Origin of the sequence: Halapricum hydrolyticum (genome assembly GCF_025517535.1) — an archaeon.
Taxonomy (GTDB): domain Archaea; phylum Halobacteriota; class Halobacteria; order Halobacteriales; family Haloarculaceae; genus Halapricum; species Halapricum hydrolyticum.
This window is the reverse complement of sequence record NZ_JAOPKC010000006.1, coordinates 1-13817: the sequence shown is the minus strand read 5'-3', so window position 1 is coordinate 13817 and position 13817 is coordinate 1. Positions and strand designations below refer to the sequence as shown.

At 59.6% G+C, this 13817-nt stretch carries 12 protein-coding genes and 1 tRNA gene; 9 read left to right on the top strand and 4 right to left on the bottom strand.

Annotated features, from left to right (window positions below; translation table 11 throughout):
• Positions 1-4 precede the first annotated feature (4 nt).
• Positions 5-1687, bottom strand: coding sequence for a hydroxylamine reductase (hcp, locus tag OB916_RS07405; RefSeq protein ID WP_315908659.1), 1683 nt, complete (start codon positions 1685-1687; stop codon positions 5-7).
• 254 nt (positions 1688-1941) lie between these two features.
• On the opposite strand from hcp, the gene dhaL reads away from it, so the two are divergent.
• From dhaL to OB916_RS07365, 8 genes are all read left to right on the top strand, one after another.
• Positions 1942-2661, top strand: coding sequence for a dihydroxyacetone kinase subunit DhaL (gene dhaL / locus OB916_RS07400; protein WP_315908658.1), 720 nt, complete (start codon positions 1942-1944; stop codon positions 2659-2661).
• 1 nt (position 2662) lies between these two features.
• Positions 2663-3055, top strand: a complete 393-nt coding sequence (gene dhaM, locus OB916_RS07395; RefSeq protein ID WP_315908657.1) for a dihydroxyacetone kinase phosphoryl donor subunit DhaM — start codon at positions 2663-2665, stop codon at positions 3053-3055.
• A 126-nt stretch (positions 3056-3181) separates the two neighbouring features.
• Positions 3182-4240: an AmmeMemoRadiSam system radical SAM enzyme gene (amrS, locus tag OB916_RS07390; RefSeq protein ID WP_315908656.1), complete on the top strand. Its 1059-nt coding sequence runs from the start codon at positions 3182-3184 to the stop codon at positions 4238-4240.
• 25 nt (positions 4241-4265) lie between these two features.
• On the top strand, positions 4266-5846 hold the full coding sequence (gene amrB / locus OB916_RS07385; protein WP_315908655.1) for an AmmeMemoRadiSam system protein B: 1581 nt from the start codon (positions 4266-4268) through the stop codon (positions 5844-5846).
• A gap of 63 nt (positions 5847-5909) precedes the next feature.
• A complete protein-coding gene (locus OB916_RS07380; RefSeq protein WP_315908654.1) occupies positions 5910-7349 on the top strand; it encodes a hypothetical protein in 1440 nt (479 codons plus the stop codon).
• Positions 7350-7469: 120 nt separating this feature from the next.
• Positions 7470-8399, top strand: a complete 930-nt coding sequence (locus OB916_RS07375; protein WP_315908653.1) for a class I SAM-dependent methyltransferase — start codon at positions 7470-7472, stop codon at positions 8397-8399.
• Positions 8400-8492: 93 nt separating this feature from the next.
• Positions 8493-8936 carry a PaaI family thioesterase gene (locus tag OB916_RS07370; protein ID WP_315908652.1) on the top strand — a complete coding sequence of 148 codons (444 nt, stop codon included), beginning with the start codon at positions 8493-8495 and terminating at the stop codon, positions 8934-8936.
• A 72-nt stretch (positions 8937-9008) separates the two neighbouring features.
• Positions 9009-9083: transfer RNA gene (locus tag OB916_RS07365), tRNA-Val, on the top strand.
• Between the two features lie 296 nt (positions 9084-9379).
• Here the strand turns inward: OB916_RS07365 and OB916_RS07360 are convergent.
• Entirely contained in the window at positions 9380-9850 is a 471-nt protein-coding gene (locus OB916_RS07360; RefSeq protein WP_315908651.1) for a hypothetical protein, read from the bottom strand.
• Positions 9851-10623: 773 nt separating this feature from the next.
• Here OB916_RS07360 and OB916_RS07355 point away from each other — a divergent pair.
• Positions 10624-11040 (top strand): ribonuclease HI family protein, encoded by a 417-nt coding sequence (locus OB916_RS07355; RefSeq protein ID WP_315908650.1) that lies wholly within the window; start codon positions 10624-10626, stop codon positions 11038-11040.
• A 302-nt stretch (positions 11041-11342) separates the two neighbouring features.
• Here the strand turns inward: OB916_RS07355 and OB916_RS07350 are convergent, their stop codons facing one another.
• Positions 11343-12812: a hypothetical protein gene (locus tag OB916_RS07350; protein ID WP_315908649.1), complete on the bottom strand. Its 1470-nt coding sequence runs from the start codon at positions 12810-12812 to the stop codon at positions 11343-11345.
• On the bottom strand, positions 12805-13647 hold the full coding sequence (locus OB916_RS07345; RefSeq protein ID WP_315908648.1) for a hypothetical protein: 843 nt from the start codon (positions 13645-13647) through the stop codon (positions 12805-12807). The genes OB916_RS07350 and OB916_RS07345 overlap by 8 nt, the downstream gene beginning before the upstream one ends.
• Between the last annotated feature and the right edge of the window lie 170 nt (positions 13648-13817).

The window sequence follows — 13817 nt, the reverse complement described above, 5'->3', positions numbered from 1 at the left end:
GCGTTCACGCCGGCGGCGTCGGCACGAGCGGGCTGGATTCGAGTTCCTCGAGTATCGCCTCACGGTCGGCCTCGACGGAGTCGACCGGCTTGATGTCGAACTCCTCGACGAGCACCTCGACGACGGTATCGGAGAGGAACGCGGGCAGGGTCGGGCCGAGTCGAATCCCTTCGACGCCCTGGCTGAGCAGCGCCAGCAGCACGGTCACGGCCTTCTGCTCGTACCACGCGATGTCGTAGGCGATCGGCAGGTCGTTGATGTCCTCGACGCCCAGCGCTTCCTGTAGCTCCATCGCGATCTTCAGAAGCGAGTACGAATCGTTGCACTGCCCGGCGTCGAGCACGCGCGGGATCCCGCCGATATCACCCAGATCGAGCTTGTTGTAGCGGTATTTCGCACAGCCGGCAGTCAGGATGATGACGTCGTCGGGCAGGGACTTGGCCATCTCGGTGTAGTACTCTCGTTCGGGGTGGCGGCCGTCACAGCCGCCCATGACGACGAACCCGCGGATGTCACCGGCCTGGATGGCTTCGATGACGTCCTCGGCCCGGTCGAGGACGGCGTTGTGGGCGAACCCGTTGGGGACCGTGCCGGTCTCGATCTCCTCGGGCGGTTCGGTCTCCTTGGCGTGTTCGATGAGCCGCGAGAAGTCCTTTGGCTCGCCGTCCTCGCGGTCCTCGACGTGAGGAAGGCCGGGGAACCGGACGACTCCGGTCGTGTAGGTTCGGTCGGCATAGGAGTCGTTGGGCGGGACCAGGCAGTTCGTCGTCATCAGGACCGGCCCGTTGAACGCCTCGAACTCGTCGTGTTGCTGCCACCAGGCGTTGCCGTAGTTGCCGACGAAGTGGTCGTACTCTTCGAAGGCGGGGTAGGCGTGGGCGGGCAGCATCTCGCCGTGGGTGTAGACGTCGACACCCTCGCCCTCGGTCTGTTCGAGGAGCTCTTCGAGGTCTTTCAGGTCGTGACCGCTGACGAGGATGGCCGGCCGGTCGCGGACACCGATGTCGACCTCGGTCGGTTCGGGATGGCCGTAGGTGCTGGTGTGAGCGGAATCGAGTATCTCCATGACCTCGACGCCGACTTCGCCGGATTCGAGCACCAGGCCGATCAGCTCGTCAACGCTCTTGGTGTCGTCGAGCGTCGCGGCGAGCCCGCGCTGGACGAACGCGAAGACCTCGTCTTTCTGCTCGCCGAGGACGTAGGCGTGGTCGGCGTACGCAGCGATACCCTTGATCCCGTAGGTCAGCAGCTCCCGGAGCGACCGGACGTCTTCGTTCTCCGTCGAGAGAACGCCGACCTCGGCCGCCTTCTCGTAGAGGGCTGCACTCTCGTCGGCTTCCCAGGTCGCAGCTTCCGGCAGGTCGGCGTCTTCGATCGGTCCGACCTCGTTCTCGTAGCGTTCGCGAAGCTGTCGACGGAGCTCGAACCCTTCGCGGATCTGCTCTTCGAACCACTCGGGATCGAAGTTGACGTTCGTGATCGTCGAGAACAGCCCCTCGACGATGAACACGCGAACGTCCTGGTCGACGATACCGTCCGCACGTGCCTCCTCGGCGAGATACGCGAGGCCTTTCAGTTCCCAGACGAACAGATCCTGGAGATTCGCCGTCTGCGCGTCTTTCCCGCAGACGCCGGTTACCGTACACGCCTCGTTGTCGATCGTCTCCTGACATTGATCACAGTACATACTCATGGGAAATCACCCGGTTGCGAGGACTCCTGACTCGACTGCCAGCGCGATGGGGTCGTTGTGTCGGCCACATGTCCTCGTGACGTGTGTACCGATGGTCGGTATCCATACGTATCTCTCCCCGAACTTGTTCGGTTCTCGACATTTCTTCCGTATTATTCGTTATGGTATTCGCCAATGGTCAAGTGTTATGATATTTATTTCGACATATCTCCGGAACAGTTTACTCACCGTGGGTTCATTTACCCCCCATGGGTGACGAGACCAGACAGCGGGAAGCACTGCTCGAAGCGATCGAAAACATCGCAGATCGAATCGACAACGAAAAGAAACATCTGACAGACCTGGACTCGGCAATCGGTGACGCCGACCACGGGGCGAACCTGAATCGCGGGTTCAAGGCCGTCATGGAGAAAATCAAGGATATGGACGACGACGCCGACGTTCAGGAGATCACCAAGACGGTAGGCATGACGCTCGTCTCCGAGGTCGGCGGGGCAGCGGGACCGCTGTACGGCGGCTCGACCATGACCGCCAGCACCGAACTGGCAGACGGGATCACGGCCGAGTCGTCTGTCGCGTTCGCCGAGGCGTTCCTCGAAAAGCTACAGGATCGCGGGGACGCCCGCGTCGGCGACAAGACGATGATCGACGCGATCACGCCGGCAGTCCACACCTACAAGAAGTCCATCGAACAGGACGACCTGCCGCCGCTGGAGGCGCTGGCGAAGGCCGTCGACGCTGCCGAGCGCGGCGTCGAGTTCACGGTGCCGATCCGGGCGAGCAAAGGTCGGGCGTCGTTCCTCGGCTGGCGCTCGACCGGCCACCAGGATCCCGGTGCGACCAGCACCCTGTTCATCCTCGAGGAGATCCTGAAGACCGCCGAGCAGTACCTCGAAGGAGACACCGACGTCGACGCCACGTCGCCGACGATCCCCGACGAGGAGCCCGACGAACTCGAGGAGGAGTGAGATGATCGGACTGCTGATCGTCTCCCACAGTGGGCAGGCTGCCGCCGGAATCAGAGAGATCGCCATGGAGATGGGCGGCGACGAGGAGACTATCGCCGCGGTCGGCGGCGACCCGGACGGCGGGATCGGCACCTCGATCGACGACATCCAGGCAGCGCTTTCGGATCTGCTGGAGGCGACCGACGGCGTCGTCGTGCTCGTCGATCTGGGCAGCGCGGTGATGAACGCCGAGACGGCGATCGAGATGCTCGAAGGCGACGAGGAGGTCGTTATCGCCGACGCACCGGTCGTCGAGGGTGCACTCAACGCCGCAGCCAGCGCGACCAGCCCGAAAGCGACCGTCGAGTCGGTCCGGGAATCCGCCGAAGAGGCTCGCGACATCTCGAAGCTGTAGGACGGCGATTCCTTCGTCGGCGCGACAGCGCCGCATCCCGGAGCGTGTCGACGCGACGGCACCGTTTTCACCGCGTGGGAGTGCGAGCGGCGTTCATGTCGCTGCTCCACGTAGTTACAGTCAGCCATGACCGCCGACGCACCACCGCGGGAAACAGCGCACTACGAGACGGTCGAGGGCGGGGCCGTCCGGTGTCTGGTCTGTCCGCGGACCTGCGTGATCCCCGAGGGCGAGCGTGGCGTCTGCGGCGTCCGTCAGAACCGCGACGGTCGCCTGTACCTGACGACCTACGGACGGGCCGTCTCAACGTCGATCGATCCGATCGAGAAGAAGCCGCTCTTTCACGTCGCGCCCGGTGCAGACGTCCTCTCGGTCGCCACGAAGGGCTGTAACCTGCAGTGTGACTTCTGTCAGAACTATCGGATCGCCATCGAGTACGAGGGCGTCACCGAGTACGATCGTCCGCCCGAAGAACTGGCCGACCGGATCGAGGCCGGCGAGGCCGACGGGATGGCCTACACCTACACGGAACCGACGATCTTCATGGAGTACGCGCTGGACACAATGGCAGCGTCGCCCGACGATGCGCTGCAGGTGTTCGTCTCGAACGGTTACATGCGTCCCGAGACTGTCGACACGCTCGCGCCTCACCTCGACGCGATCAACGTCGACATCAAGGGCGATCGGCAGTTCTATCGCGAACACGCCGGCGTTCCGGACCCCGAGCCGATCTTCGAAACCGTCGAACGGTTCGCCGAGAAAGGCGTCCACGTCGAGGTGACGAACCTCATCATCCCCGGCGAGAACGACGACGAAGCGAGTCTCCGCGAGCGGATGGAGTGGATCGCCGACGAGGTCGGGACCGAGACGCCGGTGCACGTCTCGCGGTTCCACCCGGATTACAAGCTCACCGACGTCCCGTCCACGCCGATCGAGACGATCGAACGTGCGATGGAGATCGCCCGCGAGGCCGGCCTATCGTACGTCTACAGCGGGAACGTCCCCGGCCACGAGAGCGAGTCGACCTACTGTCCGGACTGTGGTCGGCTGTTGATCGAGCGGGAAGGCTTTGCCGTCCGGGAGATCGATCTCGACGACGGAGCCTGTCCGAGTTGCGGCCGGGAAATCCCGATCCGGGGGACGCCCCGCGGGCCGTCGAACGGTCGTCGCCGTCGCGTGTTCTGAACGACACTCGAATTCGCCGATACGCATGTCACGAACGGAATCAGCCACCGCGGAACTCGACCTCGAAGCAGGTCGAACGCTGGTATCGCGCGCCAGACAGGCCGTCGAAGCGGCCGCCCGCAGTAACGGCGAGCCGACGCCGTCGCTCGCCCCATCGAGTGACGATCTCCGGGTCGTCAGAGGTGCGTTCGTCACGATCAAGCGCGCCGAGCGACTGCGCGGCTGTATCGGACAGCCGGATCCGGACGGCCCGCTCGGCGAGGTAGTCGTCGACGCCGCGATCGACGCCGCGTTGCACGACCCGCGAGTCGAGCCGGTCGAACCCGGCGAAATCGACGCCGTGACGGTCTCCGTGTCGGTGCTCTCGAAGCCGGAACCGCTCCCGGCGTCGGATCCGTCGCGCTATCCAGAGTACGTCGAGGCAGGCAGGCACGGATTGATAGTCGAGCGTGATCGTGCCTTCGGATTGCTCCTGCCACAGGTCGCTGTCGATCGCGGGTGGGACGCCGAGGCGTTCCTCGATGCGACCTGTCAGAAGGCGGGGCTGCCGGGCCGTGCCTGGCGCGAGGACGGAGTCGAAATCAGGCGGTTCTCGGGCCGGGTGTTCGCCGAGACGCAGCCGATGGGAGACGTGATCGAACGTCCCCTCGGCCGCCCAGGCGAAGCGAGCGACGGGCTGGAAGCGGGTTCCGACGAACGCGACGATATCCGAACCGACGGCGGCAAGGTTCGGACTGACGAGGAGATAGTCGAGACCGACGGCGGGGGTGTCAGAGAGCCAGCGGTCGCCGGGGAGTTCTACGCCGGCGACGCCGACGCGCTCGTCGAGCAGCTCAGGGGGAGCTTCACCCACGCGATTGGACCCGGATCGCTGCCCGAGCACGACGCCGACCCGCGACGGCCACTCGGGTTGATCGCCCCGCACGCCGGCTATCCCTACTCCGGGCCCGTCGCCGCCCACGCCTACGCCACGCTGGCGCGTCCGGACACGCCAGAGACGGTGGTCGTCTTCGGACCGAACCACCGGCGCGTGGGAGAGGCCGTCGCCGTTGCACCGCACGACCGCTGGCGGACACCCTTGGGAGAGGTCTCGATCGACCGGGGACTGGCGGACGCCGTCGTCGATCTGCACGGAGCGGCGACGTTCGATCCGGTCGCCCACGAGGGCGAACACTCCATCGAGGTCCAGGTTCCGTTCCTCCAGCACGTACTCTCTGATGTGTCGATCCTGCCGATCTGTCTCGGGGGACTCGACCACGACCGGGCCGAGCAACTCGGCGTGGCGGTCGCGGAGGCCATCGATCGGACCGGCCGGGACGCCGTCATCGTGAGTTCGACCGATCTGACCCATTACCAGCCCCACGAGGGGGCCGTCGAGGCCGACCGGCCCGTCCGTGAGACGATCGAGCGCCTGGACACCGGCGAGATCGCCCGCCTTTCGGCAGGCGGCCACTCGATGTGCGGTCCGTGGTCGACGGTCGCAACCCTGAGCGCTGCGCGCGAACTCGGCAGCGAGTCAGGCGAGGTACTCGCGTACGCGACCAGCGGCGACACGGCCGGATCGCGGGCCCGCGTCGTCGGCTACTGTGCCGCGGCGATTCGGTGAGCGCGGACGATCCGAACCACCGGGCCAGCCAAGTTATTTCACGACAGACAAGCAACCACCGGCATGGACGAGTCCGACTTCTCCTCGGAACTGCAGGACCGGCTTGATGACCGTCGGGCCGGGAGCTCGAAGGGGACGCTCGCGCTGAGCGAACAGGAGGGATACGTCGGCGACGAACTGACGCTTTTGGGCCGGAACTTGTCCGCAGACGAACAGTACGACCTCGTCTGGCACACGAGCGACGGGAGGTGGGCAGTCATCGAAGCCAACAGGGTCGTCGGGCCACAGTACAGCCCGCGGACCGAACCCATCGCGACAGTCCGGACCGACGAGTCCGGAGAGTTCGACGAGACGTGGACGATCCCGGAGGACTACGGTGGCTCTCACAAGATCACTGTCGAAAACGACGAGGGCGTCGCTGCCAGGGCCGAGTTCGAAGTCAGACCGTGGTTCGAACTCGATCGAACACAGACAGAGCTGGGCGAGGCGTTCGTCGTCAGGGGATACGGGATCGGTCCGTCGCTCGAATCGAACAACTTCCAGATCGCCTGGGACAACCAGTTCGTCGGATTCATTACCGGTGTGATAAATCGTGGAACGGCAACTGCACGGATCCGGGCGGTCGGTCCGCCGGGCGAGCACGTCATCCAGGTCTGGCGCAACTACCGCGGCGTCCCGTTCGTCGCGAACAACACCCAGTCGCCGCTGGGGTCGGTCGGTGGCGACCGCGCGAACGCCTGGACGGTTGAGGTGACTGAGCCGGACAGCTCACCGCCGACGATGTGGGTCGACGAGCTCTTCGAGGAACAGCCCTTCGAGGCACACTATCCCGAGCTGGACGCCGATACCGAGGCCGAACTGGAGATCGCACCGCAGTGTGGCCCGGCCGGGACGCAGGCGATCATCACCGGGCGGAACTTCCCGCCGAACGCGGCGGTCGACCTCAAGTGGTACCAGCACGTCGGCGAGGGGATCCGGGGGCTGGAAGTCACGCCGACGGTGCGTCCTGGAATCTTGCCGACCGTGACGGCCGACGCGGACGGTCGGTTCCAGGTCGAGTTCGAAATCCCGCCGGCAGAGGGATCGACACGGCCGATCCTCGCGGAGGTCGACGGACGGTCGGTCGCGGCGACGGGCTTCATGATGCAGCCCTCGATCGAGACGTTCGAACCGACCAGCGGACCGGTCGGCACCGAGATCGAGATCGAGCTCTCGGGGATCGGCTGGACCGCCTACGAGAGTGCGCCGTTCTTCGTCTACGACAACGCACCGCTGGGCTACGCCTGCGGTACCAGCGAGGACCTCCGGAGCCCGACCGTCAGGACGGTGCTGCAGGCGACCGGTGAGCCCGGGTATCACTTTATCGACGTCTATCCCTCTATCTTCGAGATGGAAGACGACGAACCCGAGTTCGAGATCCGGCCGCACCTCTCGTATCTCGACAACCACCCCGTGCGTCCGCTTCCGGCCTGTCACATGGTCTTCGAAGTGACCGAGGAATGATCGTCGACGTCGTCGAAGTCACTGACAAGTTATCGTCGCTGTCACCGACGAGCGATCGCCGTGCGGCGGTCACGGTCCGGTCGACACAATCTTTTTTGACAGCCCATCTGAACGATGGCTATGGGTTCAAACGCGATCTACGACCGCCATCACGAGGTATTCCTGCTGTGGGCATGTCGTGAGACGGGTGTGTTCGACGCGCTCTTCGCGGGGAAGCGACGATCCGACGTGATCGCCGAGCACGCGGGGATTACGGATCGGGCGAGCGAGATCGTCCTCGAAGCGCTGGTCGATTCGGGATACGTTCGGGAGACAGAGGACGGCTACGAGCCCACCGAGGAGTTGCGAGGGTTCGATCCGGAGACGCCGCCGCTGGAGCGAGGCATTCTGCCCCATCGCGTCGACTCGCTGGAGAACTACATCCGGCTGCCGGAGACGATGCGGAGCGGCGAATCTCCGGAGCCGACAGCGGACGGGTTCAAAAACTACATGGGAGCGATGGCCTCGATCAGGACGGGGACGCTCCGGGCGATCGTCACGGCGGCCGAGCACGCCCACCCGCGGCCCGAGCGGGTGCTCGACGTGGGTGGCGGACCGGGTCGGTTCGGGGCTGAATTCGCCCGCCGCGGTGCGGACGTGACGCTGCTCGACCAGCGCGAGGTGCTGGATCTGCTGGACGATCACCACGCGAAACTCGGTCTCGACACCGTGGAGGGGGACGCCCGCGAGTCGCTGCCGGAGGGGTTCGATCTCGTGTTCAGCGCCCGGATGACGGTCTCGCTTTCGCTGTCGGGGATCAGCGAGTACTTCGGGAACGTCTTCGAGGCGCTCGAACCCGGCGGCACGTTCGTCGCCGCGGAGTGGGTGCAGGGCCGTGCCGAGGTCGCCGAGCGGTTCGGCGTCCACATGTTGAGCATGTCCGACGTCGGCAACACCTACACAGAAGACGAGTACCTGTCGGCACTCGAATCGGCGGGTTTCGCCGACCCGGAGATCCGCGACGTGCCCGACACCCGCTTTCAGCTCGTCGTCGGTCGGAAACCTGAGTAGCCGTCCTGGCTTGAGTAGCCGCCCCGACCCGGGTTGGACGCCGACCCCGCCGTAATCCGAGCCTACAAACACCTCGGGGACCCAGAGACCACCATGGCCGAGTTTACGGACGACGTCAAGGATCTGATCCAGTATCATATCGAGGAGGAGCACGGTTATCTCTCGTGGCTCGGGGTCTCGGTCGAGGAGTTTACCGAGGAGACGATCACGATGACCGTCCCCTACGACGAGAAGCTCACGAACACGACCAGTCCGCCGACGATGCACGGTGGGGTCGCCGCGACGCTGGCGGATACCGCCGGCGGGATCGCGCTGCGGCCGTCACTCGCCGATCCGGTGAACGGCGGGGTCGCGACGATCAATCTCAACGTCAACTATCTGCAGCGCGCCTCTGGCGATCTCACGGCACGTGCAGAGGTGGTCCGGGCGGGCAACAGCGTCGGCGTCTCGGAGATCTACGTCGAATCGGAGACGCCCGACGGGGCTGTCGAGCCGGTCGCCGTCGTGACGGGGGCCTACCGGCTGTTCCAGGACTAGACGCGAGAGGGGTTCGACAGGGCTGTCGAAAAGCAATTCTTAAGTCGGGCACTCCGGTAGCCAGTAGTACGCGGGTCGGTGATCTAGTCCGGTTATGATACCTCCTTCACACGGAGGAAGTCGGCGGTTCAAATCCGCCCCGACCCATCAGATCTCTTATCTGTAGTGAGTGACCGTGAGACCGTCGTACCGTCGATGAGGGGCAGATTCTGGCGTTTATTGCCCAGTTGCCTGATATGGGATTTGACCAAGTTGCTGCACAGTGGCGTTCCCGTACCGTGGTATACCGTGATTGATCGCGCAGGATAATTATTCCACTGGTCGGTTCGACAATGCAGTGTTGGCTTCAATTCGAGCGTGGGGAGAAGCAGGGCAAGTTAGGACAGGGATCTACAGCAGGAGAACACGCGGGGGGAGGTGAAAGCTAATTCTGAGAAAAAATCCTACCACTTAATCACAAATAACGGAGTTAGATTGTCGACAAACTCGTTTAACCAGGTTCCAAAGCGAGCGGTCAGTCCTGACGCTTTTTCTCGTTCAACCGCCTCTGTAATTGCTCGGTCAATATTTCGATAACAATCCCCCTTACAGTCGTAAATTCGTTGTTTCTGTTCAGACGTGAGCGTAGAGAGTCCACGAAAATCATCCCCCATCTGAATCCGCTGGAGAGCCTTATCATCGTTCCCGAGGTAATCTGAATGAGGAAATCGATTTCTGAGATCCGTGAAGTCCCTGATCAGGTTCGATTCCTCCTGCTTCAGTCGTTCCTTACTGAGTCCGGACAGTTCCTCGTAAGCGAATTTCTCACGGAGTTCCGGCAGACGGAGATCCAGGTACTCCCGGTTTCCGATATCTATAGGACCGGTCGTCAGGTGTGGGTCGGACGAGGTAGTTTCTCGGTTGTCCGAACTCATAACAAAGTATTGGGTGACAAGATAAATAAGTTCTTGGCACGCCAATCCATTCGAATTCTGACAATCTACCATCAGGAGTCAGGGAAGGTCACGCACCACGAGGTATCTGTGGGGGTGGCCCGACATGGAGCAGACCAGCGTTCTGTGTCGGTCTCCACCGACGCCACTCGTTGAATGCTCTCCAACGAGTGTGCGACATACACCCCGTCGGTGGTGCCCGCCTCAAAGTCTCATTGTAGAGTACCACGGAACACTGGTCGCTTCCTCCCTCGGATGTCCCCGACAATGGTTGATCGAATACGACACAACGCGACAATCAATCCGAATCGGAACCGATCCGGGCGCTTCCCCAGATCCGGTGTCGTGTCTAGCCAGCCTGGGCTTCCGTCGGGACAAACCACGTCCTGACTCCAGCAAACACGCAGGTTCGTGTTGCCACTGGACGTCAGAGTGTCGTACCCTACAAACCTACGCTGTCTCTGACGTAGGCCCCAAGGACCTGAACCGGCTTACCCGTAGACACCGATCCTTCGCAGGTCCAGTCCCTGACTGGAGGAGAGGGTAAAACGTGAACCCTGAGGTCTCTCAACTACCTGTCGTGCTGTCAGGCATGCTCTCTTTTATTCACGCCGGCTATTGCGACCGACGTGCTCGGATTCGATTTCGACGCGTGTGACAGCCCTGGTTGTATGGAATTAACCGCAGGAAAACACGGTGGTTGGGTGTATAGCTCTCCCCCACCAGATTCTTACACTACCCCGCTCCGAGGTACGATGGATCCCACGATGACTGCTGATTCAGATGTTGCGACGCTCGAATTCGACGGCTCTTCGAAAGGTAACCCTGGTCGCGGTGGATACGGATTCCTGCTCAAGTCCGGAGAAGAGGAAATCACAGACAGCGGTTTCATCGGAGACGATGTCACAAACAATCAAGCAGAGTATACAGCTCTACTCCGGGGGCTCAAGAAAGCAGATAATGCAGGAGTATCTCGAGTCCGGGTCAGGGGAGATTCTGAGCTCGTCATCAAGCAGATGACTGGAGAGTACGGCGTGAACAGTGATAACATCGTAGATCTGTACGAAGAGGCGTGTGAAGTTGTAGACCAATTCGAAAACGTGGACTTCGAGCACATCGATCGAGGATCAAATTTGATCGCTGACGACCTAGCGCAGGAGGCTGCAGAATAGTAACGAAGAGAATGTAGGTCGATCCGGATCTATTCTTTCGACGAATCCATCTCACGGCCACTCAGAGGGATTAGCAGAGCAACCCGTAGTTTTGCAACAGATCTACTCAGAGACTATCAGAAACGGCCTGTGGAATACACAGCGCATAGGCTGCAGAAAGTTACAGGAACTGATACGGACCCATGAGTGCTGTTAAGCTCGCTGTCCTAAACACTTGGGAGGCAGCGATATTAACCACACACTATCGGATTGTTTCAGCTCCCCCTGGATATTTCGAATTTTCCTATATTCTTTAATCACATCTATGCTAATAGATATCCTTCTAAGATGTGCTCAATCCGTCCCTTTGTGTCTATGGTGTTCTTGAAGTGGGCATCAACCATATCCCCAGTTACAACGATCAGCTGTTCTCTTTCAACATACTTCTGTGCGTACTCGTCCCGTAGATGATCTGGATAGTGCGAATCCAGATCAAAGCGAGTCCGTCTTCTGTCGTCAGTCGTGAGGTCTTCGTAGAATCGATCTCTACTGAAGAAGGTCCGGATAACATCTGTGAATGCTCCCTCCGCCAGTTCCAGTTCGTTCGCTGTGATTGCTGAGAAATACGCTGCTATGATATAGGCTAGGGCTTCTGCAGTGAGGACGACCATTACCGTATCAGCATCGTAGTATTGGCGCATCCCGTCGTGGAACTCAATTTCTTGATGGCCGTCTACATCGAAGACAACGAAGGTGTGTGCAACGGTATGATCACGAAGAGATGGCTGACGTTGAACGCGTTCAATGTACCCCTTGTGTTTCTGTTCGATTAACTCCTTAGCAAAGTTGGCGTCCGTCCCGGACTTGGTATCAACCAAGGCTAGAATCGGATCGTAGCTCTTCGCCTCGTCTTCTGGAATACGGAAGATATTGTCTGGAAGGGATTCTCCGGAGTTATCTTCTCCTCCCACACTTGGTAGAATAGTAGCGATGTGAGAGAAAGCAGCTGAACAAATCTCTTCTAACCGAGATCCATCAGCCACCGACAATTCTCCGTTCTCCCGTAGCAACCTCATATACGCCAATTCCGTAGCAATATATAGAGGATTTTTATCCCCTTTCTTCAGGAAGCTATCTGCCTCAATATCTCTCTGCTGTTCGATTTGGTGGGTGAGATCACGGCTTCGTTTAGTGTTGTTGACCGACTGCTTGATCGATCCAGGACTTTCTAGATTCTCGAAGGGGACAGGGCATACCAGAGGACCGACTGCAAAGACCTCGGTAATCTCGAAAATTTCCTTGACCGAAGAACGAGGAGTCAAAAGAAGCGTTACTTGTTCCCGCCGAATAGCCCGATCAAAAATCTCCTTTATTGTCTTCTCATAACGGTTCTCTGTATGTATCAGGCAGATATCGATGGCCTCTGCTGTGTGGCCGATAATGTATCTCGGGAGTGTACTTCTGGATTCAAGCCCTGAAAATTCCCACTCAAACGCTTCACAAATACAGTTGAAGACGGTCTCATAACGGAGTTCGTACCGTATCCGTTCTTTACGGGGAATCCGCTCTACATGCTCCCGTCGCTTCTTACACTTAGTAATAAAAGTACCATCACTATCTTCTGGCCGTCCGATGATTTTGATCGGTCCATCGCATTTCGGACACTGATTTGGATCAGAGATCACCTCCGTGACGAACTCAGTATTTCTAAGCGGAGCTGGAACCTCCTCCTGTTTTAATCGGAACCCCTTCTTGAGGAACTGATTTACTCCCCTTATTTGTTTTTCATTCATCTCTTAGTGTATCGAAGAAGAGACGGAGAGTGTCTAAGTTCTCCGTGCTCATTTTCCCGTAGAGTGGCGACCACGTGTCTCCCTGAATCCTTACTTTCTCATCCTCGATCTCAACTACCACTTGGACATTTTCGTCATCAGCTTCCTTTACGTACGCTTCTAGACCCTCGTCCATACTGTCAACCGAGTCTAAGAAACCTGAAAAATTATCCGAGACAAGGCGGAAGTCGTCTGTCTGGGTATTTTGATCGTCTGAAATAATGAATCCAGCTAGACGAACCGTTTCAAGTCGCTCTTCTGTCTCTGCAACTTCGTTCTCTTCTAAACTCTCATCTTCTCGAAGTTTCTCAACTAGTTCCTCTCTTCGGGAACCAAGGCTTTCCTCTACCTGCTCAACTGCATCTTCATCGTTTTCGGCAGCTTCCTTCGCAACTGAACGGATTTCACTAGCGACTTCAGATTTTCTTCTCTCTAACCGGTTGAAGACATCTGTAATCGAGAACGTCCCTTGAAAGAACTCCTCTAAACGAGTCTTCCAACCATCAAGCGGATCTTTTGAGAACACCACTTCAACACCCTCGGGAATTTCTCGCAACTCCAATTGTATGGTTTTGAGCGGATACGACGGCTTATACTCGACTTCTGGGTCACTCGGAGGGGTTTCAGTTCCGTCTTCTCTGAAGCTGAAACTGACGTAGGGCTTTCGACCGTATTCAGAGAATAACTTGATTTGAACTCCAGATTCCTTGGGGTGTACTCGCGCACCCAAGGCGTGCCGGTGATGATTGTTCGTCTCAGAAAGGTGGCTCTGGATATCTTCTTCTACGTCTTTCAAGTCAATGTTTTCCTCCAGAATATAGACCTCTTGGCTCTTTTCCGCAAAGATACTAGAGTGAGCAATTAGAGTACTCAGCTTTGCACGTTAGCGTCAGCTGTTGAATGAACGAACAGGTGATCGATTTCTTCCATCAGGTCATCGACGCCACGATCATTATTGTCCCGAAC